This window comes from Planktotalea arctica, from assembly GCF_002105285.1.
Lineage (GTDB): Bacteria > Pseudomonadota > Alphaproteobacteria > Rhodobacterales > Rhodobacteraceae > Planktotalea > Planktotalea arctica.
Genome location: NZ_MUHR01000001.1, coordinates 539,216 through 564,779, shown reverse-complemented (window position 1 = coordinate 564,779; position 25,564 = coordinate 539,216). Strand labels below are relative to the sequence as shown.

Here is a 25,564-nt window from a genome sequence, read left to right as displayed (position 1 = left end):
GGAATTAGTGAAACCCGCACTCGATCATTAAGTGCCCTTATTTTAGCTGCGTCAGGGTTTGTAGTGATCTCAACCATTGGCCGCTGCCTTAGCAGCCCCGGGTTTAATACGTGGTTGACGTTCTGCCACTCGGGTGATGGCCGCATCTAATTCCCCTGCCGCAGCTGCATTGAGGAAGGCATCAAGAACACCAGCCACCTCATCCAATGACTTTACAAAGACTGCGTTGTTGGTGCCATCAGCGGCGATCACACGTGCGCCATATCGGCATTGCATGTACCAGCCGCCGTCTTGTTCAAAGAACCACGGACGAATGCGACGGTGCGTTTTGACCAGTACACGCTCCCCCATGTCATTGCTCATCCACTTGTCGCGCTCAACGCGGTGATCTTCTTTGTTGAGTGCAGCGGCAAGCACCAGCTTTTGCTCTTTAAGTCCTGCTACGAGTTTGTCACGTCGCGCAATGATGGGATCGCGCTTCATACTGCGATCAACTGTTTTAAAGGTTAGTTTTGCCAAATGTGTCATAAGCGCTCCTTGCTGTTTGGTTACAGCTAAAGCGTATGTTCAAATGAGATATTGGACTACCGAAAAGATAGTCAAGTTACTGATTTAATGTAATAATGTTATATTATAGGTGATGGCGTGTGTACGTGCAGTGTTGCCCCGATATGTACTTACGAAGTAATGAATGACTTTAGAGCAGCGCACACACACCGAAGCTGCGCCCATAAAAAAAGCGTCTAACGGTTTGCTCCGCTGACGCTGTGTCTGCTGTATATGTCAACTTTGTTTGATCATCTTCGTTTGAGTTAGTGTTGATGTTCTGTGTTTGAACATCTTTGTCTTATCATCTTTGTTTTGTGAAGTTTGTTTGAACAACTGCTCGTGAACAAGGATGTGCCAAGAACTGCGTCTTTGACATCTGTCGTGTTCAAACTGCTCAAGTGTTTGCTGTGCGAAGGGGCTTAGCCACGCTCCATCATCTGCAAATCACCGCTTGCCTCATATCGTGCCTGTTGTGTGTTCAATGCCTGTTGTGCTTGCCTTAGCCAGATTGGGCTGGCTGCCCTTTGAATGCGATGTGCCTGTTGCTGGCAGTAGTTGTCGTTCGGTGCATAGTTTGACTGCTCAGCCCCCCAACAAAGATTGTCCAAAATCGTGTCGCTGCCTATGCGCCAATACTCGTGGGTGACGTAACCAGCCACAGCTGCACGGTCTTGTGCTGGCATGATCCAGTTTTTAGCCAGAGGCGCTGTTTGAGCATGATGCTGCGCCCAGAGTGCGTTTAGTATGCAGCACATGTGTTCTGTGTCCTGCAGTGGGCTCGGCATCACAAAGTGGATGTGGAAGTTCTCATGGTCAGCGCCTTCATGCGCAAAGCACCACCGTGGTACCCGCAGGTTCTGACGCTCAGCAGCTTTGCCGTAGATCACGCGGTCCAACTTGTTCCAATAGCTGCGTAGCAGTTTGTTGGCACTGTCTCTGCCAATGGTCCTGCCGTTCACAAACTTGAGTGTGCCGAACACATTCCAGTCTTGGGCCAGAAGGTGCTCGCTAAGTGCCTGTCGTTCCTGTTTGCGCTGCTCAAATCCCATTGCGGTTCTCCGCATGTATTTATCAACGAAGGCGCAAAACGGGGCAGAAATGGCAGCGCGGTGATTGGATGGGAAGCCTGCTGGAGAAATACGTCAGCTCAGCGGCGTTGAGATAAATACAATGTAAACAACGCATTGGAGAATTGGATGAGCATAAGACTATTGGAACACATGCGCGACGAGTTGATCGCAACCGGTATCGTGCAGAACACACCAGAGTTTTGCCACAGCTGGCTGGGACGCAGTGAGGGTTACATCCGTGTGCTGCGTTATCACAACACAGAACCAAGTGTGGAAACCCTGAGCATTTGTGCAAGCAAGCTTGGGTACTATGGCGCTCGACTCGCTGGTAGTGAGCAACATGAGCATCAGATCTGGGCCAAACGCTTGTCTGACCTGAAGACTCTGTGTGACGGTGCTATAGCTAAGCAGGCAGAGGCAGTGTGGCGTGCGCCGGAGCGGATGGCAGTATGAGCCGCTTGCCTGAAATGGGTTCTGCAGGCTCAAAAATCTGCGCTGCGGTTTTTTGCAGCCAAGTACTTATCATTCCGAGGTGGTTATTTGTGTACCCCACTACCCCAGCAAGGAGCAGCACATGACTGACCGTGATGAGCTCCGCCGATTGATAGATGTGATTGAGAAGGCATCCAGCAGCGTTCAGATTGATCAAGCCATTGAAGACATTAAGACTTTCTCTAACACCGCTAGCTTTTTGGCCAATAAGTTAGAAACGCGCCTCAAGGGTGGCGACGTAAAGACAAAGGGCAAACCAAAGGGCAAACCAAAGTCGCGTATTGGTAAAGCCATAGCACCACCGCCCGTTCCCAAGCCCAATGTACAGCAGCCACAGACCACTGCGAACTCTACAGCGAGTGGCATGCCTTCCGCTGTAGCAAGTGCAACATCGCAGGCTGACTACGACAGGCTCAAGCCGCAGGGTGCGCAGGGGCCAATCCCAACATCATAAACAGCTAGCGTCACACAGCGCCTACAAGCGTCGTGTTGGTGCCGACCTGCGCCTGTCAGCAGCACGTGTGGCGTTCAGCGTGGGTTGCTGCGCTACGCGGTGTTTTGAGCGTTTTTAATGCGAAAAGCGTCGTAACGAAGTACTGCGAAACTCCATTGACCGTCAGGCTGAGAGGTATGCCTTAGAAGGTTACTACTGAGACTTTCGCAAAGCGGTCGTTGATGCAGGACGCAGCTAACGGCAGTTGCGAGCCCAATGTGTGAATTCACTTTTCGTGCTGCGTGCGCTTGCAGCACAGAAAATGCTGCATGAGCGTAGACTCCGGTGCTGACACGCAGCGTGAAAAGTGGTCATTCTTTTAGACCGCAGCGAGGATCTGCGGGCGAACTCTCAGAATGCGGGACGAAGCGGAGCCCACTCCGGAAGTGACAAAACCTTGATGCGAGCGCTCGCAGCGCGCGAGGTGCTGTGGGTGCGCAAACTTTGTTGCCGCTGTGTAGCGGAGATCCTGCCATTCAAGCATCACGCAGAAAATCAAAAGTCGTGGACTGTTCACTGGTTAAGATGTTCTCTCGCTATTCTGGGCAAGCAATACGAATTCTTGGCCGTTCAGCTTCATGGGTACGTCATCTTCTGCGGAAATGAACCTGAGGCGGCTGTAGAAGATGCGTGCTGCGTCGTTGTGGCCATGTGTCGTCAAAGCCATATATTGAGCGTTCCAACTTTTCGAGGCCAGCGCTGCGGTGGCAGCAAGCAATCGGGTATCAAGGTTTTGCTTACGTGCCGATGGGTCGACCTATAGGTCTTGCACATAGACCCCGGGGCATCCGCGTGTCGTAGAGAAATGCGGAAAAAATCAGACATAGGCCAGCACCGGAAGCGATCAATACTGAAAAGAGCGGCCTTGGTCCAAAACCAAATTCGCGGATCGCCCCTGGTGTTGACGCGAACGCTGCGCGTTCGCCCATGTCCTCGGCCAGATAGGCCAGCATTTTGGTGAGAGCCTCGGCATCTGTCTAGACCACCAATCTGGTGTCTTCTGACCTGACCGTATTACCCCTCGGCTGCATAGGTACGTTCTACGATATCAATTGCCGATAATTCCGCCATGCAGGCAGACAAGAAAGTGGCTTCGGCATCGGACTGGCGGCGGGCCGGGTTGCTGATGAGATAGATATTCACCAGCGGCAGATCGTCATATGGTGGCAACTGGCGCAGATGACCCGCCCCGACATCCTGCTGGGCGACGTGAAGCGGCAGCGCACCTATGCCGATATTTGCCATGATCATCCGCCGGATTTCATTGAGGCTCGACGAACTGCCCCGTCTGTTATTGGCGAGTCCGAGATGCGACCGCAGGCGGGAGATGACTTCCAAAGGCCCGCCTTCAGCCTCGGTCTGGAACGCCACAAATGGCTCACCCTGTAGGTCTTCCGGAGCAATTTCGGGTTTATCGAACAACGGATGCCGCTTGCCGCAAAACAAACCGAAATATTCGCGGTACAGGATCATCGAATCTAGCGGCGTGGACGGGCCATGCAGCAGACAAATTCCAAAACTCGCCCGATTTTGCGACACAATAGTCTTTACTTCATCACTTTCACTGACCGTGAAGGAGTAAGTGACCTGCGGATGCCGGTTGGAAAACCTGTTGAGAAACGCGTCAAAGTGCTCCGAGATAACGTGACTTGTTGTGGCGATGGCAACATGGCCGCGAAGTTCTGCATGTGCCAGATCAAGCAGTGATGGAAGCTGCGACACCGACCCAAAGATTTTGGCACATTCCGTGTAAAGCACCTGGCCAGAGCGGGTAAGCGAAAATTCGTTTGGTTTCCGAATGATAAGCGTCCGACCTGTATGCTCTTCAAGCCGTTTAAGCGCGGCAGAAATAGTGGGCTGCTTCAGTCCCAGAAAATGCGCCGCCTTGGAGATGCCCTGTTGCTCGACCACGACCATAAAGGTCCGCAACAGGTTCCAGTCAAGGTTCCAGGGAAAACGCTGTTTGTACGGCTCTGTCATTGATCAAATCTATATTGAAGATACCTGATATCTATTTGCGCAATACAGGTCCTACATGCAAGGCTTTTATCGAGAGCGGAATACCCGCCACAGCGAAGCCGAAACCGGCTTCGACTTAAGTCATATCAGGGAGAACCAAAATGACTGTTCGCCGAACTATTTTGAAATCTGCATTCGCCGTCGCAACCTTGGCGATGCTGGGCACAAATGTTGCCGCCGAAGAACTAGACGCGCTGAAAGAAAAAGGTGTGATCCGCATCGCCATGTCGGGTGCCTATCCTCCGTTCAACTTTGTGAATGATGAAAATAAAGTTGTCGGTTTCGACCCAGCCATTGGCACCGAAATTGCCAAGCGTATGGGCATGGAAGCCGAGATTGTGACAACGGCTTGGGACGGTATCATTGGCGGCCTACTGGCTAACAAATATGATGCCATTGTCGGATCCATGACCATCACAGCCGAGCGCGACGAAGTTGTGGATTTTGTCGGCCCCTACTATTCAGACAAGCGTGCGATCTTTACCCAGAAGGGCTCTGGCATTGGCAGCCTCGAAGATCTGGAAGGCAAGAAGGTCGGCCTGACCCTTGGAGAGACCCATGAAGCATGGGCCCGCGAAAAAGGGTATGACATCAATACGTACAAGGGCCTGCCAGAGCTTCTGCTTGAGCTGGAAAATGGTCGCGTGGACGCGATTGTGAACGATTCAATCGCCGCCATTCTGGCGATGGGTGCCAAAGGGCAGGAATTCGAGATGTTCGGTGATCCGACAACCGAGCCTTTCGGCGCAGGCATCGCCATTCGTGAAGGCAGCCCAAAGCTGGCCGCCGAGATGCAAGCCGCTCTGCAATCCATGATGGATGATGGCACCTATCTCGCTCTTGCCAAAGAGTGGATCGGCGCAGACATCCGCTAAATCAACGCGCCCCTGCCGCTCACCTCTTGCGCGGCAGGGGCCCGTTTTACATTACCAAAATCGATTGCCCGCACCCGTTCGGGTGCCAGCCTATGATTAGCGTCCAAAGGGGGGACCATGGACTTCGAACTCATGCTCAAGGTCTATCCCTTCTTTCTGGAGGCCGCTTGGATCACGATTGTGCTGTCGGTTCTGACAGCAATTCTGGGATTGATCTGCGGCACACTTGGTGCCTTTGCACGCCTGTCACGTTTTGCCGTTCTGCGGTTTCTTGGTGCTGCATATGTCAGCGTCTTTCGTGGGACGCCTGCACTGATCCAACTTTTCATTTTATACTTCGGCGGACCTCAAATAGGTATTCAGCTGGACGCTTTTGAGGCTGGTGTGATCGGCCTTGGCATCAACGCAGGCGCCTATATGACCGAGACGATCCGCGGTGCGGTCATCTCGATCGACAAAGGTCAACGCGAAGCCGCCCGCACATTGGGCCTCAGTCAGTGGCAGGCCATGTACAAAGTAATCCTACCCCAAGCCGCCCGCCTGATGGTGCGTCCGTTGGGGGTAAACCTGAACATGTTGATCAAGGCTACTGCACTGGTCGCGGCCATTTCCGTGGTTGAGCTGACCTATACCGCGCAGCGCTACATTGGCTCCACCTACAAGCCGTTCGAGATGTTCCTGCTCGCAGGTATTCTCTACATGATCATCATCTATGTGACTGGCCGCGGCGTTGCCTGGCTTGATCGCAAAGTGCAGATCACGTGATGTTGGAAGGATAAGCCGATGGGCCTCGATTTCACAGTGATCCCCAAATATTTCGACATTATCCTGTTGGGCTGCGCCTATACGATCGGGATTACAGTCGCCGCCGCAATCCTGAGCTTCTTTGGCGGTATCGTCTTCGCCGTGATCGCACTTTATGCGCCTTGGATCATCCGCCAGCCTTTCCGTATGGTCGCTTGGATGTTCATGGGGACGCCCCTGTTGCTACAGCTCTTCCTGATCTATTTTGGCCTCGTGCAGGTCGGCATCGACCTTCCAGCAGTTGTTGCGGGTATCATCGGGTTGGGCCTACATTTTGCGGTCTATAATTCTGAGTTGATCCAAACCGCTATCCTGTCTGTCGACAAAGGCCAGATGGAAGCTGCGCGCACGCTGGGCCTGAGCCGCAGCGAGGCCCTGCGCAAGGTGGTCATCCCGCAGGCCGTCCGCGCCGTCATCCCGCCCATCAGCAATAACATGATCGCACTGCTCAAAGACAGCGCGCTGGTCTCGGTGATCGGGGTGAGCGAGCTGACCCTGTCGGCGCAACGGGCCATTGGCGCGACCTACCGTCCGTTCGAGTTCTATTTGCTCGCCGCCGCCTTCTACTACGTTATCAACCTCGGGATGGAATGGGTGCAGCGCAGGATTGAACGCCGCATTTCGATTTCCCGCTGAGCATTGGAGCCAGACATGACAGATGGAAAAAGCTTTGTTGAAATCCGGCATGCCCAGAAATCCTTCGGGAAGCTGGAGGTGCTCAAGGACATCAGCCTGAGTGTGGACCGGGGCCAGATCGTCGGCATCATCGGATCGTCGGGATCGGGTAAATCCACCCTGCTCAGGGCCATCAACGATCTCGATCCGCTGACCGGCGGCGAAGTCTGGCTGGATGGTGTGCGGGTCAACCAGACCTTGCCGCACCGCGCTTATGAAAAGCACATCAACCAGATGCGCCAGCAGGTGGGCATGGTGTTCCAGCACTTCAATCTTTTCCCCCATATGACCGCGCGTGAGAACGTGAGCATGGCTCCAATCATGCTCAAAGGCATCTCCAAGGACGAGGCCAATGCCTTGGCCGAAGCCCAGCTTGACCATGTCGGAATGCTGGAGCGGATTGACTATTATCCCTCCCAGCTTTCAGGCGGGCAAAAACAGCGTGTCGCTATCGCCCGCGCATTGGCCATGCAGCCCAAGCTGATGCTTTTCGATGAGGCGACTTCTGCGCTTGATCCCGAACTTGTCGAAGAGGTCAATCAGGTCATGCGCAAGCTGGCCGAGCAACATATGACCATGATCATCGTCACCCATGAAATGGATTTTGCCGCCTCGGTCTGTGACCGCGTTCTATTCATGGATCAGGGTGTGGTGGTCGAGGAAGGCCCGCCAGAAATCCTGTTCAAGACACCCTCACAACCCCGAACCCGCGAATTTCTGCGCAAGCATCTGGAAAGTGCAAAATGAACGACACCGCTTCCCATCTCTTCTACCAAACCCGCAATCCACGCCCCTTTCTGGATTACGGCGAGGGGATTTATCTGATCGACGAAAGCGGAAAGCGCTACATCGACGGATCGTCGGGGGCTATGGTATCGAACATTGGCCATTCAAACCCGCGTGTTCTGGCCAAGATCAAGGCCCAGATGGACAAAGCCACCTTTGGTTACCGTCTGCATTTCCGCACCCATCCCTCCGAGGATCTGGCAGCAAAGACAGTGTCACTCATGCCAGAGGGGCTGGACCGTGTGTTTTTTGTCTCCGGCGGGTCCGAGGCTGTGGAAAGTGCGATGAAACTGGCGCGGCAGTACGCCCTGACCCAAGGCGAAGGCTCCCGCTACAAAGTCATCTCGCGGTTTCCCTCCTATCACGGCTGCACGTTTGGCGCGCTTGATCTGACCGGATATGACCCGCTGCGCGAACCTTTTGCACCCATGATGGAGGGCATGCCCAAGATCGCGGCCCCCGCGACCTATCTTGACCGCGATAACCTGACCGAAGAACAACGTGGCCTGAAATATGCTGAGCTGTTGCGCGACAAGATCATCGAGGAAGGTCCGGACACGGTCCTGGCCTTTATCATGGAACCTGTCGGCGGTGCATCCACTGGCGCTTTGGTGGCCCCAGACAGTTACTATGGGCGCATCCGCGAGATATGTGACGAATTTGGCGTGCTGTTGATCTATGATGAGGTCATGACGGGTGCGGGCCGCACGGGAAAATTCCTCGCGGCGGAACACTGGGGCATCACGCCTGATATTGTTGCCCTGTCCAAAGGGTTCGGCGCAGGCTATGCGCCGCTGGGGGCCATCGTCGCAGGTGCACGGCTGGTGGAACCGGTCCTTGACGGGGGCGGTTTTCTGCATGGGTTCACCTACGCTGGGAACCCAATGGCCTGCGCCGCAGGGCTCGCTGTTCTTGAAGAAATGGAAAACCAGAACCTGATCGAGAACGCCGCCCGCATGGGCGACGTGTTGATGGCCCAGTTGCAAGCGCTGATGGACCGCTACCCCTTCATCGGAGATGTGCGCGGCAAGGGGCTGTTAACCGCCTTCGAGTTTGTCGCTGATCGCGAGACGATGGAGCCGTTACCGCCTACGTTGAACGCCTATGACCGTCTGGTCGAACTCGCTTATGCCCGCGGCCTGATCATCTATTCGCGCCGCACCCGTGGTGGCACCGCAGGCGATCATTTCCTGTTGGCCCCGCCGCTGATCATCACCGAGGCCCAGATTGTCGAGATGATGGCCATCCTGCGCGACGCTCTAGACGCTTTTGCTGAACAAGTGGGTTTGCCGGTTCTGGAGGATGCGGTGTGAAACTTCCCGACAAGCAAACCAGCGTTGAGGCCGCCATCGCCCATGTCAAAGATGGCGATACGGTGATGCTGGGCGGCTTCGGTGTGCCGGGCACGCCTTTTACGCTCATCCACGCATTGGTGCACCACGGGGCGCGCAACCTCACGATTGTAAAAAACGACGCCAACGAGCCGAACATGGGGGTCGACCATCTGCTGCAAAGCGGGCTGGTGTCGCGTCTCATCACCACCCATCTGGGCCTCAATGCTCATGCAATAGAGCTGATGAACAGCGGCCAGATCAAGGTAGAGTTCAACGCGCAGGGCATTTTGGCCGAGCGCATTCGCGCAGGTGGTGCCGGGCTTGGCGGTTTCCTCAGCGACATCGGGATCGGGACTGAGCTGGCCGAGGGCAAACAGGTGATCGAGCAGGGCAGCAAGACCTACATCGTGGAGCCTGCCTTGCGTGCCAATGTGGCGCTGCTGCATGCCGCCCGCGCCGACAGTTTTGGCAATCTGGCCTATGTTGCCACCGCGCGGAACTTCAACCCGTTGATGGCGATGGCCGCCGATTGTGTGATTGCCGAAGCCGAAGCGGTGCTGCCTCTGGGCGGGCTTGCGCCCGATGATGTCCACACCACAGGCGTCTTTGTCGATCACGTCGCAGCACTGGGTGCATTGTCAAAGGAATATGCCGTTGTCCAACGCTAGAGACAGGATGGTCGCGCGCGCGGCCCGTGAAATCCAGCCCGGTATGGTGGTCAACCTTGGCATTGGCCTTCCGACCAAGGTCGTCAACCATCTGCCCGCCAATTTCCCCGTCTGTCTGCACACCGAAAACGGCTTGGCGGGAATCGGGCCAACCCTGCCACCGGATGAGGCAGACCGGAATCTGATTGACGCTGGCGGTGCCTATGTCTCGACCATCCCCGGCTCGGCTTTTTTCGACAGCGCCACCAGCTTTGCCCTTGTCCGCTCCGGTCGCCTTGATCTCACCATGCTCGGCGCGTTTGAAGTTGCGGCCAATGGTGATTTGGCGAATTGGAAAATCCCCGGCAAGTTCTCTCCTGGGGTAGGCGGCGGCATCGAGCTTGCGCAAAAGGCGCGGCGCGTGGCGGTGCTGACCACACACACGGATCGCGCGGGCAATTCCAAGCTCAAGGCGCAGTGCACGCTTCCCTTGACGGCTCAGGCCTGTGTGGTGCGGATATTCACGGACATGGCAGTGATTGACGTAGGGCCGAATGGCTTCACGCTCGTTGAGATTGCCCAAGGCGTGACAGTGGCCGAAGTCATTGATGCCACAGACGCTCCGCTGCACGTCCCCGATACACAGCTCCCGATTTTTTGAGGTCTTTCATGTCAGATACCCTACAACACCGCTTGGCTGCCGCCGTAGATGCCGCATTCGACACCCAGATTGCCTTCCTGTTAGAGCTGACCTCGCACCCTTCCATCCGTGGTCAGGAACAATCAGCGCAAGACTTCATGGCGGCTGAGCTGACAAAGCGCGGCTACGCGCTGGATCGCTGGCAGATCGACGTGGCCGACATTCAGCACCTGCCCGGATTCTCCCCTGTCCTTGCCACCTATGATGACGCAGTGAATGTAGTCGGCACACATCGCTCGAAGACCAACCAAGGCCGGTCATTGATCCTGAATGGTCACATTGATGTGGTGCCCGCAGGGCCGTTGGACATGTGGGACAGCCCGCCGTTTGAACCGACCGTTGCTGATGGCTGGCTCTACGGACGCGGCGGGGGCGACATGAAGGCAGGCCTCGCCTCCAACCTCTTTGCGCTGGATGCGCTCGCCGCCTGTGGCCTCGCCCCTGCGGCGGATGTGTTTTATCAATCCGTGGTTGAGGAAGAATGCACAGGCAATGGCGCGCTGGCCTGTCTTGCGCGGGGGTATAAGGCGGATGCGGCCCTCATTCCCGAACCCTTTGCCGAACATCTGGTAACCGCACAGCTTGGCGTGATCTGGTTTCAGGTTTACCTCAAGGGCCTGCCCACCCACGTCGCCTATGCCGGCACGGGTGCCAATGCGATCGAGGCGGCGATCCCGCTTATCTCGGCCTTGCACGCGATGGAGCACCGCTGGAACGCGACTGAAAACCGCCCCGCCGACTACGCCCACATGGACCACGCGCTGAACCTTAATGTGGGCAAGTTCGAGGGTGGAGACTGGACCAGTTCTGTGCCCGCGTGGAGCGTCTTCGATGTGCGTATGGCGATCTTTCCGGGCCAATCCATCGACGCCGCCAAGGCTGAAATCGAACAGGTCATTCTGGATGCTGCCCGCGACAATGATTTCTTGCGCAATTCCCTACCCGAGATTGTCTATCATGGCTTTCACGCTGAAGGTTACGCCCTGTCACAAGACAGCTCGGCCAAGGCCGCATCAGCCATCAACGCGCTGGATCAGGCCCATAGGATCACGACCGGAGAAGACCTTGTGCATGAGGCGATCACCGCCACAACCGATGCGCGTTTCTTTGGCCTTTATGCGGATACGCCCGCACTGGTTTACGGTCCGCGCGCAGAGGCGATCCACGGCTTCAACGAGCGGGTCGATTTGGAAAGCATGCGCCGCGTCACCAAGGCGACTGCCCTGTTCATTGCTGATTGGTGCGGCACCGAAGACCAATAGGCTCGACAGGGTGCTTCTGGACTGTTCGTAACTTTTTGAAGGGGTGTTTCAATGGCAGTTCTGACCCAAGAACAAATCACAGCGCTTGTGGATCTTCGCCAAGCGTTGCACCGACGTCCGGAACTATCGGGAGACGAGTCCGAAACTGCAAACCGCATGACAAAGGAGCTGACAGCCCTAGGAGCAGATCGTATCTGGAGGGACCTCGGTGGACATGGAGTTGCCGCCGAATTCAAAGGTGCGCAGGATGGCCCAACCGTTCTGTTGCGGTGTGAGCTGGACGGTCTGCCAATCCATGAGTTTTCCGATATTTCGTACCGCTCAGAGACTGACGGTAAAGGGCATCTATGTGGTCATGACGGACATATGGTGTCCATGTTAGGTGTCGCCATGGGGCTTGCTCAACGGCCTGCACGCGGTCGGGTCATCTTACTCTTTCAGCCTGCCGAAGAAACTGGTGCAGGCGCCAGAGCAGTGATTGAGGACAGTCGCTGGCCTGAGCTTCGGCCCGATTTTGCCTTTGCCTATCATAACGTACCAGGCCGCCCGCTTGGTGAGATCGGCCTGCGGCCGGGGCCGGGCAATTGTGCATCGCGGGGCATGCAAATCCTGCTGGAGGGCAAAAGTTCCCATGCTGCTGCGCCTGAAGATGGGCTCTCGCCAAGTGCGGCAATGGCGGCGTTGATGCAGGCCTTGCCAGAGCTCAGCACTGGAACAATCGGGGATAATACCTTTGCGCTGAGCACCCTGACACATGCCAAGCTGGGTGAGCCAACTTATGGTATCGCGCCGGGACACGGTGAGCTGCGCGTGACCTTGCGCTGCATGACCGACGAAAGAATGGAGGCGTTGGTTTCCGATGCCAAAGCGCTGGTCGCGACGCATACTGCTGATCTTGCGATCAAGGTTCTCTGGCACGACATCTTTCTGTCGGTAACAAATGATGGCGAAGCAACAGATATCGCAGGGCAGGTGGCAGCGCGTCAGGGCCATTTGCGTCACGACATGCCGACGCCCATGCGTTGGTCCGAAGATTTCGGTCGCTATGGCGGCGACGGAGCCAAAGCGACGTTGCTATATGTCGGTGCTGGCGAAACCCACCCGCAACTGCACAATCCCGACTATGATTTTCCCGATGCTTTGATCCCGCTGGTAACAGATCTGTTCTCGGGCATTATTGAAGACATCCTTGGCCCGTCGGCCTGACGATGTCAGTAGATCCCATCCCAAGCTCATGGTGTGAAATCCACCTTGACCGCGTTTCAAAGAACCTGGAGCTGACCCTTGGACTTCTGCCCAAAGGCGCTGCCTTCTGCGCAGTTATGAAGGCTGATGCCTATGGGCATGGCATCAGTCGCATTGTGCCGTTGCTTTCGGAACAAAAAGTAACCTGCGTTGGCATTACCTCTAACGCGGAGGCGCGCTCCGTACGGGATAGTGGATTCTCGGGCACATTGATCCGCCTTCGCGCGGCTACGCCACAGGAAATAGAAGCCGCATTGCCCGACCGTGTTGAAGAGCAGGTGGGCTCGCTTTGGGCTGCAAAGCAGTTACGCAAGCTGCTTGAGAGCGGGCGCGGATGTTCCGGTGTTCACCTCGCCTTAAACGCAGGTGGCATGTCGCGCGACGGGCTTGATATTTCAACGACTGTCGGTCAGCAAAACTGCCGGGAAATCCTTGATGAAATTGGCCAGAATATCGTTGGTATTTCTACCCATTTCCCCACAAATGAACCTGCAGGCCTTAAGCACAGTTCGGACCTGTTCAAGCAGGAAGTAGAGTGGGTCTGTGACAACAGTGACCTGAACCGTTCAGAACTTCTGGTCCATGCAGGAAGCACTCTCACACTCCTGTCGGGAGAACGGGTTGAAACGGATATGTATCGATGTGGCGCTATCCTTTACGGCATTCTGAACTCTGAATTGGGATTTCGTCCGACCATGGAGTTGAAGGCAAATGTGGTTCACGTGGGCGTTTACCCCAAGGGGGCTACCGTGGGTTATGACCGCGATAGCCGCTTAGATTCAGACCGCCGTCTCGCATGTATTTCAATCGGGTACGCCGCAGGGTACAGCCGAATTGCGAAGGGTCGTGGTAACGTCCTGATCTGCGATAAGCTGGCTCCTGTTCTAGGAAAGATTTCAATGAATTCCATCGTCGCTGATGTGACTGAGATTCCCAATGTCCAGATTGGTGATATTGCGACGGCATTTCGGACCGATACTGAACAAGCAAAGGGCCAATTCGGAACCATCCTCCCCGATCTCTTTTCTGACTGGGGTATCCGTAACCCGCGGATCTACCGTTGACGCTAAGGCGTGTATTCTGCGTGCATGGAACAATTGAGCAGTACTAACGAAACCGACCATTGGCGCACAGGCAACTGATCTATACTTCGTCCGCGCCCCGGTTGTTGGAACTAATAACAGCGAAAAGGGCCGATTGGATTCGGTGTTTCTTGGCGGGGTTCGATGACTGCTTCGGTGGCATGGACTGCAACGCAGCAACAGCCATGCCGCAGATGCGAGGCTTTTCTGCGTGAGCAATAGCTGCGCCTGCAAAAGTCCGGAAAGTCCGCATAGCGACCATAAACAATAGTTAGAGTGAACGTCCACTTCATTTAGTCCGTGTCCAGTCTTGCGTCTTTTGGAGTGTTGAACAGTGTGTTAGAATTTAATGCCTGCGATTACCGTGTTTAACACAGTAATTCCGCCCTATCCGAAAAAGTCACCAAAAACACACTACTGCGCACACCAAAATTATTTCAATTTAAGTCATTGATTATAAATATTTAATTTACACCGCCTCCATTTAAAATCCTCGTGTCGGTGGTTCGATTCCGCCCCTGGGCACCATTTTTACCAATAAAAGAAATGACCTACCTATCATACATTCCTACGAAATGTATAATCCACTCATCGCACAGTTTTTTTTCGTTTGTTAGCAGCCAAAACACTGTGATTTAAGCGCAGGCCTCAAACGCAGTGGTTGCTATGAGCGGCGTGCAGAAACCACACCCTGCCTACAAAGAAGACAGGTCCAGTGAGGATGTTTTGTTGAAAACTCTGGAATAGTCTGCGCTTTACCTACGAAACCCTTGCCCCGCTCAGCAAAGGAAAGCACATACATGCGCTTATTGTGCATATTTGCACTTGATATTGCTGCGTCACCGGACAATATGCACCCGAATTTGCATAACAAGATAGAAGAGCAAAATGGAAGTCAGTGTTCGCGACAACAACGTCGATCAAGCGCTTCGTGCGCTGAAGAAAAAACTCCAACGTGAAGGTGTCTTCCGTGAGATGCGTCTCAAGGAACACTTTGAGAAGCCTTCAGTACGCAAAGCCCGCGAGAAGAAAGAAGCCATTAGCCGTCAGCGCAAATTGGCTCGTAAAAAGGCAGAGCGCGAGGGCTAGTCGCGCTCTGCTCACAGCAAGGTGAGCAAGCAACTCCTCAGCGAATTCCGCTTAGCGGTGTTAAATGTGGAGCGGCTTAGCCGCTGAGCAGTACCTTTGAGCTGCGCCGTTCTATTCTCATAGGCGATATGTGAACCAACGCGGCGGATGGTTTGTTTTCAGTACTTGAGCAAATCTACGGGTGGTCGTTGTGCCAAAGGCAGCACCTGTGCCGTGCTACCCGTGCCCTTGGGCACGGCATTCTGATGGCGGAGAAAGTGGAAGGGCGCGGTGTCCACCATCGAAAGTGCGATCGTGAGCATATCGCCAACAACCCGTGGCGTGACCGACATCGCCCAAAGCACCGAACGCCGCCTGTACTTTCCTTCTTGTTAGATTTGTCGCCGCTGCAGCACATGCTGACAGCAGCCACAAACCTTAGATAAATCGACCATCCGCCGCACCTATGCCAATAGCTGCTTTCATGAAGATGGTATCTTTACGAACGCATAAATCGACTTGACTGCGCTTTATTATTTCCAATATTTATGAAGTATGGAATCATTACTTATTGATCGACTTGCAACCCTCAGCCATCCCCAGCGGATGGCCGTATTCCGGTTGCTCATGCGACGCTGCCCAGATCAACTTCCAGCTGGCGAAATTGTCGAAGCACTGCAACTCAAGGCCAGTACAGCATCGGTCTACCTGTCAGCTCTAACCCAAGCGGGTCTGATCTCGCAGCGCCGAGACGGAACGCGTCTGCTTTATGCCATCAATCTTGATGCAGCTCGTGAAGTCGTCGCGGGCCTGTTTGTCGATTGTTGTCGCGGGCGGGCAGATCTTTGCCCACCACAATTTTCTGATCTTCTCAGGAGTATCTCTCCCATAACTGACAAGACGTTCAACGTCCTCTTTGTCTGCACTAGAAACTCTGCCCGCTCGGTTATTGCCGAGACTATTTTGCGCGATAGGGTTGGAGACAAGTTCACCGCCTATTCGGCAGGCACGGCACATCGCTCAGAGTTGAACCCCCTTGCAGTAGAGATGCTCAAGTCAGAGGGACATGACGTGTCACTTTTACGGCCCAAGAACATTGAGGAATTCCAAGGTGTCGACGCTCCGCGCATGGATTTTGTATTTACCGTCTGTGACCGCGCCGCCAATGAGGAATGCCCCGCTTGGCCGGGTCAGCCCGTATCGGGTCATTGGGGTATGCCGGACCCTGTGAAGGCAGAGGGAACCGACGCAGAAAAGCGGCTCGCGTTACAACAGACCTACGGGGCGCTGCACAACCGGATCATGGCATTTTCCGCCCTGTCGTTCGGGAATTTGGACCGTGGATCGCTACAAAAACATGTCGATGAAATCGGCAAAAAGCTACCAAACAGGAATAACCGGATATGACCACATACGCTCTCAACGGCCTTGGCCGCATCGGCAAGCTCGCCCTCCGCCCACTTTTGGAACGCGGTGCAAAGGTCGCGTTCATAAACGACGCCGTTGGCGATGCTGCGATGCACGCGCATCTGTTGGAATTTGATTCGATCCATGGGCGCTGGCCTGCAGCGTTTGAGGCGGACGAGAGTTCGATCAGCATTGATGGCACGCGCATTCCTGTCACCAGCACCGTTAATCTGGAAGACCTGCCGCTGGACGGCGTGGATGTGGTCATTGATTGCACAGGCGCGTTCAAGACAGAGGCCAAGCTGGCCCCGTATTTTACGGCGGGCGTCAAAAAAGTTGTCGTCTCGGCACCCGTCAAAGACGGGCCAACCGCCAATATCGTCTATGGCGTCAACGATGACATCTACAACGCGGACACCCATCAGATTGTAACCGCAGCAAGCTGCACGACAAACTGCCTCGCGCCTGTGGTGAAGGTCTTGCTCGAAGGGATCGGCATCAAGCACGGGTCGATCACGACAATCCACGACGTAACCAACACGCAAACGATTGTGGATCGCCCTGCAAAGGATTTGCGCCGTGCGCGGTCTGCGCTGACCAATCTGATCCCGACCACCACGGGCTCGGCCACGGCGATCACGCTGATCTATCCCGAGTTGACGGGTAAGTTGAACGGCCATGCCGTGCGGGTGCCGCTTTTGAACGCGTCGATCACGGATTGCGTGTTTGAAATGGCGCGTGAAACAACTGTGGAAGAGGTGAACGGGTTGTTCAAAGCCGCAGCCGAGGGCCCGCTGAAAGGTATCCTTGGATATGAGACGAGGCCCCTTGTTTCTTCAGACTACACCAATGATCAGCGCAGCGGCATCATTGATGCACCTTCTACGATGGTGGTGAATGGCACCCAGCTCAAAATCTACGCGTGGTATGACAACGAATATGGCTATGCGCATCGCTTGGTCGATGTGGCGCTAATGGTTGGAGCCAAGCTGTGACACAGCCACCAGAACGGGCCGCAGGATTTACGGCCTACATTACGGTGACGGCCGCCTATTGGGCGTTCATGCTGACTGATGGTGCGCTGCGGATGCTTGTTCTGCTGCATTTTCACACACTCGGCTTTTCACCAGTGCAATTGGCTTATCTGTTCGTCCTCTATGAGATCGCGGGCGTTCTCACGAACCTGTCCGCGGGATGGATTGCCGCGCGCTTTGGACTGACTTCGACGCTTTATGCAGGTCTGTCTTTGCAGGTTGCAGCGCTCTTGGCGCTAACTCAGCTTGATCCGGCGTGGAGCATCACTGCCTCTGTGGTGTTTGTGATGTTGGTGCAAGGACTGTCCGGCGTAGCAAAGGATTTGGCAAAGATGAGCTCCAAGAGTGCTGTAAAAATCCTTGCGCCTAAGACGGACGGTGGGCTGTTCCGCTGGGTGGCCCTTCTGACCGGATCAAAGAATGCCGTGAAAGGCGGTGGCTTTCTTTTGGGAGCAGTATTGCTGGCCGTCTTCGGGTTTGTTCCTTCGGTGCTGACGATGGCGGCGGTCCTGTTTATCATCCTGATCGGGATCGTGATTGGGATGCCATCAGGCCTGCCAGTGGGGCGCAAGGACGCAAAGTTTGCGGAAGTGTTTTCCAAGAACCGCAACATCAACTGGCTCAGTGCTGCACGGCTGTTCCTGTTCGGCGCGCGGGATGTCTGGTTCGTAGTCGGCATTCCGATCTACTTCTACGCTGTGCTGTCGGACGGCAGCACGGAGGGCAATCGCACCGCCTTCTTCATGATCGGAACGTTCATGGCCGTCTGGACGATCCTCTATGGCATTGTCCAAGGCGCAGCGCCGCGTATCCTTAAGGCAGCGTCGCGGACAAATGCAGAAATTCTGGCACTGGCAAAACGCTGGGTTGGTCTGCTCGTCGTTGTGCCTGCACTTCTTGCATGGCTGGTCTGGCTGGTTCCCGAACCCTCCAATGTAATGACCGCCGCGGTTGTGCTGGGCCTCTTGGTCTTTGGCGGCATCTTTGCTGTGAACTCGACCCTACATTCGTTTCTCATCCTTAGCTTTACAGATGCAAAACGGGTCACGATGGATGTCGGTTTTTATTACATGGCAAATGCTGCGGGCCGGTTGGTTGGCACAGTCATGTCCGGCTTCACATACCAGATCGGTGGGCTGGCACTGTGCCTCGGCACCGCTGCGGTCATGATTGGTCTTAGCTGGCTGGGCACGTCACAACTTAAAACGCCAGAACATGAGACGGGTGCCTTATGAATTTTGGTGAAAAGCAACCTGAACTGCACCCAGTTTACCAAAGGTTGATCTGCCCGAGTGACGCGGCTATGCTCAGTCTTTCCACACCAGCGTAAAAACTGGCTTCGGCTTCAGCACGCGACAGTTACTGAAACAATCAACCCATTTGAGGGCCATATATTCGGTGGCTCAAAAGCGGCTCCAAGAACCAATCCGGTGAAGAACCTCCATTTTTTGAACAGGCCAATTATGGTCTTTGACAATGTGATGAAGCCACGCCATCCGATACCCCGAAAGATAGCATGGGCAAGCAACATGCCATCCGATAGTCATGCCATATCTTACTAAAAATCGTTGTGCCGCAGGCATACCACCCCACAGACTGGTGAAGAATATTTATGTTTTTGGACGCGAAGAAACCAAGAATGACACGCCCTTTTTGGGTATCTTTCTGTGTGGCCTACTCAATTTCATTTCTAGCAATATATGGAATGATCAGCGTCCCCGAAGGCGTATTCAATGCGGAACACAGTAGCGAAGGTATGATTGCATTCAAACTTTCAAAAATCCGTGTTTTGTTTATCGCATTAAGCATGATCGTGTATCCAATTTTACTCTATACGTCACTTAATTGGAGTAAATATTTTGCTATCGCTGTGACTGCATGGGCAGTAGCGATGTATATTGACGACCATCTAGTGCTATATAGAATAATCGAATACCCCGAGAGAGGCATAGTGGCACTTCTTCAGGCCATAAGGCCCATACTAATTATATCCCTTCTTTGGATGAGCTTTGAATTAACCATGAAGCCTTCGGTCAACCGGTGATATTATGAGTAAAAATAAAGTAACTGAAGAAGAAGTAAACGCACTCCTGGAAGCGTTTAATGATATTCGTGAAAGCAGGACGAGCGGCACTGCCCAAAGCATCAAGTTCAAAATAAGTCTGGCTTTCCTCAATATCTACGCAATTTTATTCGTACTTCTATATATTCTTTTGAAAGAGCGTCTACTAAATGTGTCTAACCAAGATCTTCTGAATGAGAGCTTTTTAGCAGTATTCAATGGTCGAGCTTACGTCATATTTTGGCTATTGGCGGCCATGAATATTTCACTATATTTTAATTTGGGTTTTCGTATCGTAGCGGTGTGCTGTCTGGTATATGTTTCAAACAGTACGATTGATATCTTTTTTGTATTCTCCAACATGTTAAACTTCTCAGAATCTCCGTATTTTTCACTATTCCTTCTGACGAGACCGGTCTTTATTGTCGCCATTATATTTTCCATAATCTCTTACAGATCCGAGATTCAAGACTCATAGATTTCATTTTTAGATGTATTGCTCGCATTTTTTGTGATCCAACCGGCGAAACACGCCATCATTCAATCATGCGCGATGTTCCTGACTATATGTCCACGCTGCACATCGCCAGTATTTTGAGTAAATAGACGAAAGAAATCGACCGTACTTTATTGCGTAACAACGGCAACAAACCACCACTTGTGTTATCCGTTCTTGCGCTGCACTTCTCGGAAAGTTCATAGATGTGATCACAGCCCCTGTCGCAGAAGAATTCAAAATGCAACAGGGGCTCGTTATTCTACAACAGCTATCGGTAACCTGAGAAGAGACCACCCAGAGATCATCAGCTCAATGATTTATGACATCAAATGAAGTTGTGAAACCTTTAAGCGGAACATCGACTTGAGCTGATTGCCCCGCCTTGGGGGCAAACATGATGCTCAAAGTCTCGCCTTGCTTCAGCTGGTTAAGCTGGTCTTTGCTCAGCACCACGCCAGCATAGCATCCATTAGCATCACAGCGCACGATCGGAAGCTTTGCAAAGGGCGCTGTTGCAACCGTCATTGTCAGACCGCCAACCAAGTAAAAGCCAAGCGGAGCAACAATATCAAGATAAGGTTCTTGCCCCGCGTCAATCGGGATTCTGACCGTTACATTAAACAACACCTGCCCTGTCTGCTCAATGAAGACAGCGTGATTCATACTGCACTGAGGGGCCGTATCGCGCCCTAGCGAGATGCAGCTCGTTCCCCAGGGGCTGGCCTGCTCTTGAGCAATCACAGCCGAATGGAGGGCGCTGGCAGCTAGGAAGGCAGCCAGCGTTATTGTTTGGCGAAGACCTACCATTGAAAGAGCAAACCAAACGATGCGCTTTTGGACAGTGCACCATCTCTTTCGGCAACAGACAGGTTAAGCGACATGCTTGCATTGTCGCCCATCGGGACATCTAGGCCGGCAAAGGCAAACGTTGTAACATCGCCAGCTTTAGGAACCGAGACCTCCCAGGTCGCACCGTGCAGCGACGCCATGCGAGAGATGTCTTTCATGCCGCTGTCCATGCGCTTTGACACGCCTGCCCCAAAGTTCCAGCTTGGGCCTTTGACAGCACCTTTTGTAACATTCCCGCTCACCGTGTAGCCAAGAGAAAAGTCTGTCGACTTCACTTTCTGTCCGGCAATTGACAAGGCCGTGAGGGCGCTGCCGTCTTCAGTGAATGTGTTGGTTCGGGTCTGGTCCAGGTTACCGCGGAGCCACAGCAGACTGCTGACAGAGGACGGGATGAGGTCGTAGCGATACCCGATCTGCGCAGACAGGGCGACGCCGTCAGCGTTTGAAGAGCTGATGTTGTCAAAGCGAGCCGTCGAAAGAGCGACCGCACGGCTCGTGTCGATCTCAGAGCGGTTGATCGACAAGATGCCGTCATACTCAAATGCACCGTGCTTGCCTCTCAAATACGCAGCCAGCGAGGTTGTCTTTGTCTCGGAGCTGCCCGAACTCATCGTCGTCACTTTTGATGAAGATGCTCCAGCGGCCACGCCAAGGGTGTAGGATCGGTCTTTCACGAGGTCCACGCCAACCCAAAGGCTTCTGGATTGGCCATCGTATGCCGATCCAATAGCGTCCTCGTCTACTGCAAGATCGTAGCCCGACGCATCGAACCAGAAGTTGCGGCTCGCATTTGCGGACGATGAACGGACGGTGCCTAAGGCTGATTTCCAGCCTTCACGGGCATCAGAAAGAGCAAAGGCGTGAATCTCGCCCGACGCTTGCAGCAATGCCACTGACATCTCGGGCGCAGAAAGCCCATACAGCCCGTTAAAGAACTTGTCCTTGTTTGTGGTACCGTTGGTGCCTTGGGCGGGCCGGATACCATCGAACGCATCAGCCGCATTCACCATATTTTGAATGCCGTAAGCCGCTGCAAAGGTTGAAAGATCAGCAGGCGTCAACACCAGATCAACGTAGTTCCCGCCATACAAAACATCAAAGCGGGCGTTGGTCGGCATGCCTGCGTTCGGATCAGCTACGCTTGCAAACGCGCCGCTTACGCCAGAGGCATTCGCCATCGTAACAATCCGGAACGCATCGCCGATGACCGGGACCAGAGTGTTATTGGCAGGCGCAGAAATTCCACGCAGCACCGGAGATAGGGTGCCCCCGGCTTCAAAGGTTGCCGTTGCCCCTGTCACAGCAAGGCGGTCATAGGACCCCGCGCCGCCAGACGTGGAATAGGTCAAGCCGTCCAACTCGGCAATAAAGGTATTGCTCGCAGTGAGCGTGACATCACCGGCAACCGAAAGCGTACCCGGTGAATTGCCCGGAGCAACAACACCGGAAGCCGTCAGCGTTCCACTAGTAAAGCCGACACCCTCGATTTTGCCCGCAGATGCCACAACAACATCAGAGGTCAGAGACCCATCCAGATCCAGAGAGCCCGCAGAAACCGTCGTGCCGCCCGTGTAAGTGTTCGTGCCCGTCACAGTCAAAACACCAGCGCCCGTTTTAGCCAAAGCGCCCGTGCCAGAGACCGTGTTCGCGAAAGCCGCATCCGTCGCCTGAGCGAACTCAACAGCGGCGTTGTTCACGATATCGCCCTGAAGGCCGCCCACCGCGCCGCGCAGCGTACCCGCAGAAACCGTCGTGCCGCCCGTGTAAGTGTTCGTGCCCGTCACGGTCAAAACGCCAGCGCCCGTTTTAGCAAGAGCGCCCGTGCCAGAGACGGTGCCGGCGAGCGTCAGTGTTGTACCTGACGCCGTATCCACAGCACCATTGCTGGCCCCCAAAACGACAGCGCGCGCACTGCTCGTGTCAGCCGTGGTCGCCAAAGTGCCGCCATCGAGCGTGAGCCCCGCGCCCGCAGCGCCAAGAACGCTATCGGACGCAATTTCCAACGTACCCGCGGACACGACAGTGCCGCCAGTATAATCATTGCCCGTATTGGTTAAACGCAATGTGCCAGCGCCGACTTTCTCAAGAACACCCGCTGAACCACTGTCATCCGTGAACTGGGAGCCGACAGACTGGGAATTGCTGCTTGCAACATTAAGACGTGCGTTGCCGGATCCCGCCTTGATCGCAAAGCTCGCCACATCAGTCGTGGCAAGATTTTGATCAATGACAAGCTCACCACCCTCAAAAACGCTGGATAACCCATTGCCACCAGCATCTGCCAGGTCAGAAATAGCGCTCCCCGCTTGGCTAATGGCACTCGGGCCTGAACCGCCGCTCTGAGCTTGCTCAGCAGAGACTACGCTGGATTGGTCCAAAGGCCCTGCGCCTGTACCATCGATCGTGCCTGCGCTAGTGTAGATACGGTATCCTGCCAACGAAAACTCGCCAGCTTTGGCGACAATAGACCATGCAAAGGAGGTGTCCGAGCTGGTGTATGATGTTTTCTCGCCAGAATAGGCAGGAAGCACAACCGAGCTGGCGAGATCTGCTGCCGTCACGTTCCCGCTCGTAGATCCACAGATATCGTATGCGCATACCCCGCCAGATGGCGCTGCATCATACGCGATCGTATAATTGTAGGTCCCGCTGGTAAGCGGGAGATTAATCTCGAGCACGTCGCCTGCGCTCCAATTAGACCAGTTACTATTGGTCGTGTCAGCGCCTGCCGGTGTGGAAGAAGGCGCCAAAAAATCGAGTGAGATAGTCCCCCCCGTAGAACCACTCTCTACACCATATTGGTCGATAGAGATGCCCTGCCCTATTGGTCGATAGAGATGCCCTGCCCTGCTTGAATCCAGGTTGGGGTGTTCGAAGTCGCCTGAGTAAACAGGTGACCAGCCTGCGCTTTTGTTGGGGCAAACGCCACAAAAAGCAGTCCAACGAGCGCGAGTAATTTTAAAAACTGGCCGCAATTTTGAGCTGCGAGAGTGGTGTAGCGGTGTAGCATGTAAGTCCCCAACATAAGAGTTCAGCCAGCCGCGTAGAATATAACGCCCGTAAACTCAAATTTTGGAAACCCGGCTCTATTTGCCCCCTAAACATCACCATCAAATCCGGAAGACAAATCTATAAAATCAAATTTTCTGGAATATTAACAATAATGTACGAGACTCAAACACTTGTGTAGCGGCCGCATTCCTCTCGAGAAAAAATCGCAACGTCGGCGAAATAAGTAGTTCAACCCGACAAAAACCTAACCAAAGACATCTCAAACAATCGCAAGAGATATTAAATGTATGAGAATATACGAGAGCTGAAACAAATGATGCACTGCGCTGGTATGCTCTTAACGATCAAGACGCAGTCAAGCATCTACCATGGGGCTACGTTTTGGACGCTAAGAGCAGAGAATCGCTGCGGTTTGCGCAAAGGTCTGGTGGATAAACCAATGGCTTACGCGACCCCGCCAACCCACTGCGTTTGCTGCTTAGTCCCATGATGACGTCGACGTGATCGTGGCAGGTGTTCCGCGATGCGCGCTTAAATCGACTGACCTCGACGCATCGCGAAATAACCTGCCCTAGGTTCGCAGGCGCTTAGTCATATCGAAGCGCCGTCGCTTTCCCGCGAAAGATATAATACGAGAGCGCGGTGTATCCCACGATCGCAGGCAACACGAACAGCGTGCCGATCAAGATGATGAACAGGCTCTCTGGCGCAGATGCCCCCTCATAAATCGTGACCTTCTCGGGCACGACATAGGGGTAGAAGGAATACGCCAAGCCGCCATAGGCCAAGCTGAACAGCGCTGTGGCTACTGCGAACGGTGTCCATGACTGGCGGTCTCCGATCAAGTGAAGGCGCGCCAATTGCCACCAGAGGTAGGCCACCAGAAGCACGGACACGATCGGGAGGGGCGAGAGGTAGAGCATGGATGGCCAACTGAACCATTTGTCGAAAATGCGGGTACTAACAAATGGCGTTGCAATAGAAATGGCGAGGATGCCCAGGACCAGCCCCCAAATCCCGACTTTCGCCCAAGCTATCGCGCGGATTTGCAATTGGCCTTCGGTTTTCCAGATCAACCATGCTGCACCGATAAAGCCATACCCTACGGTCAGAAATATTGCGGTCAGCACGGCAAAGGCGACATTTGGCAACGTCCATGTAAGGCCCATGATATACATGCCCAACATAAACCCCTGACTAAAGGACGCCATGAACGAGCCAGCAAAGAAGGCGTTGTTCCACAGCCGCTTTTGCGCCATCGGTGCTTTGGCGCGCATTTCAAACGAGACACCCCGCAAGATCAGCCCGATCAGCATAACAAACACTGGCAGATACAACGCTGTCAGGATAATGCCATGTGCCGGCGGGAAAGCGACCAGCAGCAAGCCAACCGCAAGCACCAGCCAAGTTTCGTTAGCGTCCCAGAACGGGCCTATAGAGGCGACCAGCCGATCCTTTTGAGCATCGTCAGCCAGCGGCATGAGCAAGCCGACACCTAGATCAAACCCGTCCAGCACAACGTAGATCAGGATGGACAGCCCCATGAGGGCCGCGAATGTCCAAGGCAGCCAAATGGCAGGATCCCCAAAATACTCCATGG

24 protein-coding genes are annotated in these 25,564 nt (G+C 54.2%); 16 read left to right on the top strand and 8 right to left on the bottom strand.

The annotated features are described in order from the left end of the window. Nucleotides 1-69: 69 nt before the first annotated feature. Nucleotides 70-528: a hypothetical protein gene (locus tag B9P63_RS02895; RefSeq protein WP_085307018.1), complete on the bottom strand. Its 459-nt coding sequence runs from the start codon at nt 526-528 to the stop codon at nt 70-72. Between the two features lie 440 nt (nt 529-968). Next, nucleotides 969-1,598, bottom strand: coding sequence for a hypothetical protein (locus B9P63_RS02890; RefSeq protein WP_085307076.1), 630 nt, complete (start codon nt 1,596-1,598; stop codon nt 969-971). 147 nt (nt 1,599-1,745) lie between these two features. Here B9P63_RS02890 and B9P63_RS02885 point away from each other — a divergent pair, with 147 nt between their 5' ends. Continuing rightward, nucleotides 1,746-2,072: a DUF6626 family protein gene (locus tag B9P63_RS02885; protein WP_085307017.1), complete on the top strand. Its 327-nt coding sequence runs from the start codon at nt 1,746-1,748 to the stop codon at nt 2,070-2,072. Between the two features lie 121 nt (nt 2,073-2,193). Further along, nucleotides 2,194-2,565 carry a hypothetical protein gene (locus B9P63_RS02880; protein ID WP_085307016.1) on the top strand — a complete coding sequence of 124 codons (372 nt, stop codon included), beginning with the start codon at nt 2,194-2,196 and terminating at the stop codon, nt 2,563-2,565. 1,053 nt (nt 2,566-3,618) lie between these two features. Here B9P63_RS02880 and B9P63_RS02870 read toward each other — a convergent pair. Beyond that, the gene (locus tag B9P63_RS02870; protein WP_085307014.1) at nt 3,619-4,584 is read right to left on the bottom strand and encodes a LysR family transcriptional regulator; all 966 of its coding nucleotides are present in this window, start codon (nt 4,582-4,584) and stop codon (nt 3,619-3,621) included. 140 nt (nt 4,585-4,724) lie between these two features. On the opposite strand from B9P63_RS02870, the gene B9P63_RS02865 reads away from it, so the two are divergent. The 11 genes from B9P63_RS02865 (at nt 4,725) to rpsU (ending at nt 15,122) form a co-directional block, all read left to right on the top strand. Next, nucleotides 4,725-5,498: a transporter substrate-binding domain-containing protein gene (locus tag B9P63_RS02865; protein ID WP_085307013.1), complete on the top strand. Its 774-nt coding sequence runs from the start codon at nt 4,725-4,727 to the stop codon at nt 5,496-5,498. 117 nt (nt 5,499-5,615) lie between these two features. Further along, the gene (locus tag B9P63_RS02860; RefSeq protein ID WP_085307012.1) at nt 5,616-6,263 is read left to right on the top strand and encodes an amino acid ABC transporter permease; all 648 of its coding nucleotides are present in this window, start codon (nt 5,616-5,618) and stop codon (nt 6,261-6,263) included. Nucleotides 6,264-6,281: 18 nt separating this feature from the next. Then, nucleotides 6,282-6,938 carry an amino acid ABC transporter permease gene (locus B9P63_RS02855; protein WP_085307011.1) on the top strand — a complete coding sequence of 219 codons (657 nt, stop codon included), beginning with the start codon at nt 6,282-6,284 and terminating at the stop codon, nt 6,936-6,938. 15 nt (nt 6,939-6,953) lie between these two features. Next, on the top strand, nt 6,954-7,724 hold the full coding sequence (locus tag B9P63_RS02850; protein ID WP_085307010.1) for an amino acid ABC transporter ATP-binding protein: 771 nt from the start codon (nt 6,954-6,956) through the stop codon (nt 7,722-7,724). Further along, on the top strand, nt 7,721-9,076 hold the full coding sequence (locus B9P63_RS02845) for an aminotransferase family protein (RefSeq protein ID WP_085307009.1): 1,356 nt from the start codon (nt 7,721-7,723) through the stop codon (nt 9,074-9,076). Before B9P63_RS02850 ends, B9P63_RS02845 begins: the two co-directional genes overlap by 4 nt. Then, nucleotides 9,073-9,765, top strand: coding sequence for a CoA transferase subunit A (locus B9P63_RS02840; RefSeq protein WP_085307008.1), 693 nt, complete (start codon nt 9,073-9,075; stop codon nt 9,763-9,765). The genes B9P63_RS02845 and B9P63_RS02840 overlap by 4 nt, the downstream gene beginning before the upstream one ends. Then, nucleotides 9,752-10,405, top strand: a complete 654-nt coding sequence (locus B9P63_RS02835; protein ID WP_425439726.1) for a 3-oxoacid CoA-transferase subunit B — start codon at nt 9,752-9,754, stop codon at nt 10,403-10,405. The genes B9P63_RS02840 and B9P63_RS02835 overlap by 14 nt, the downstream gene beginning before the upstream one ends. An 8-nt stretch (nt 10,406-10,413) precedes the next feature. Next, nucleotides 10,414-11,706, top strand: coding sequence for an ArgE/DapE family deacylase (locus B9P63_RS02830; RefSeq protein WP_085307006.1), 1,293 nt, complete (start codon nt 10,414-10,416; stop codon nt 11,704-11,706). 51 nt (nt 11,707-11,757) lie between these two features. Further along, entirely contained in the window at nt 11,758-12,912 is a 1,155-nt protein-coding gene (locus tag B9P63_RS02825) for an amidohydrolase (protein ID WP_085307005.1), read from the top strand. Nucleotides 12,913-12,914: 2 nt separating this feature from the next. Beyond that, nucleotides 12,915-14,015: an alanine racemase gene (locus B9P63_RS02820; RefSeq protein WP_085307004.1), complete on the top strand. Its 1,101-nt coding sequence runs from the start codon at nt 12,915-12,917 to the stop codon at nt 14,013-14,015. A 906-nt stretch (nt 14,016-14,921) separates the two neighbouring features. Continuing rightward, nucleotides 14,922-15,122, top strand: coding sequence for a 30S ribosomal protein S21 (gene rpsU, locus B9P63_RS02815; protein ID WP_085307003.1), 201 nt, complete (start codon nt 14,922-14,924; stop codon nt 15,120-15,122). 158 nt (nt 15,123-15,280) lie between these two features. On the opposite strand, the gene B9P63_RS19115 is transcribed toward rpsU, so the two are convergent. After that, a complete protein-coding gene (locus B9P63_RS19115; RefSeq protein ID WP_176219083.1) occupies nt 15,281-15,454 on the bottom strand; it encodes a hypothetical protein in 174 nt (57 codons plus the stop codon). A 202-nt stretch (nt 15,455-15,656) separates the two neighbouring features. Here B9P63_RS19115 and B9P63_RS02810 point away from each other — a divergent pair, with 202 nt between their 5' ends. From B9P63_RS02810 to arsJ, 3 genes are read left to right on the top strand one after another with little or no spacing between them, the layout of a single operon-like run. Beyond that, a complete protein-coding gene (locus B9P63_RS02810) occupies nt 15,657-16,508 on the top strand; it encodes an arsenate reductase/protein-tyrosine-phosphatase family protein (RefSeq protein ID WP_085307002.1) in 852 nt (283 codons plus the stop codon). Then, a complete protein-coding gene (locus B9P63_RS02805) occupies nt 16,505-17,503 on the top strand; it encodes an ArsJ-associated glyceraldehyde-3-phosphate dehydrogenase (RefSeq protein ID WP_085307001.1) in 999 nt (332 codons plus the stop codon). Before B9P63_RS02810 ends, B9P63_RS02805 begins: the two co-directional genes overlap by 4 nt. Next, entirely contained in the window at nt 17,500-18,777 is a 1,278-nt protein-coding gene (gene arsJ / locus B9P63_RS02800) for an organoarsenical effux MFS transporter ArsJ (RefSeq protein WP_139816188.1), read from the top strand. Before B9P63_RS02805 ends, arsJ begins: the two co-directional genes overlap by 4 nt. A gap of 1,635 nt (nt 18,778-20,412) precedes the next feature. Here the strand turns inward: arsJ and B9P63_RS02785 are convergent. The 4 genes from B9P63_RS02785 to B9P63_RS02775 all read right to left on the bottom strand — a co-directional run bounded on the left by B9P63_RS02785 (nt 20,413) and on the right by B9P63_RS02775 (nt 25,562). Further along, nucleotides 20,413-20,910 carry an invasion associated locus B family protein gene (locus B9P63_RS02785; RefSeq protein WP_085306998.1) on the bottom strand — a complete coding sequence of 166 codons (498 nt, stop codon included), beginning with the start codon at nt 20,908-20,910 and terminating at the stop codon, nt 20,413-20,415. Next, nucleotides 20,904-23,513, bottom strand: coding sequence for an autotransporter outer membrane beta-barrel domain-containing protein (locus B9P63_RS02780; RefSeq protein WP_139816187.1), 2,610 nt, complete (start codon nt 23,511-23,513; stop codon nt 20,904-20,906). The genes B9P63_RS02785 and B9P63_RS02780 overlap by 7 nt, the downstream gene beginning before the upstream one ends. A 260-nt stretch (nt 23,514-23,773) precedes the next feature. Then, nucleotides 23,774-23,962: a hypothetical protein gene (locus tag B9P63_RS19110; protein WP_176219082.1), complete on the bottom strand. Its 189-nt coding sequence runs from the start codon at nt 23,960-23,962 to the stop codon at nt 23,774-23,776. A gap of 589 nt (nt 23,963-24,551) precedes the next feature. Then, on the bottom strand, nt 24,552-25,562 hold the full coding sequence (locus tag B9P63_RS02775; RefSeq protein ID WP_085306996.1) for a cytochrome d ubiquinol oxidase subunit II: 1,011 nt from the start codon (nt 25,560-25,562) through the stop codon (nt 24,552-24,554). Nucleotides 25,563-25,564 lie beyond the last annotated feature (2 nt).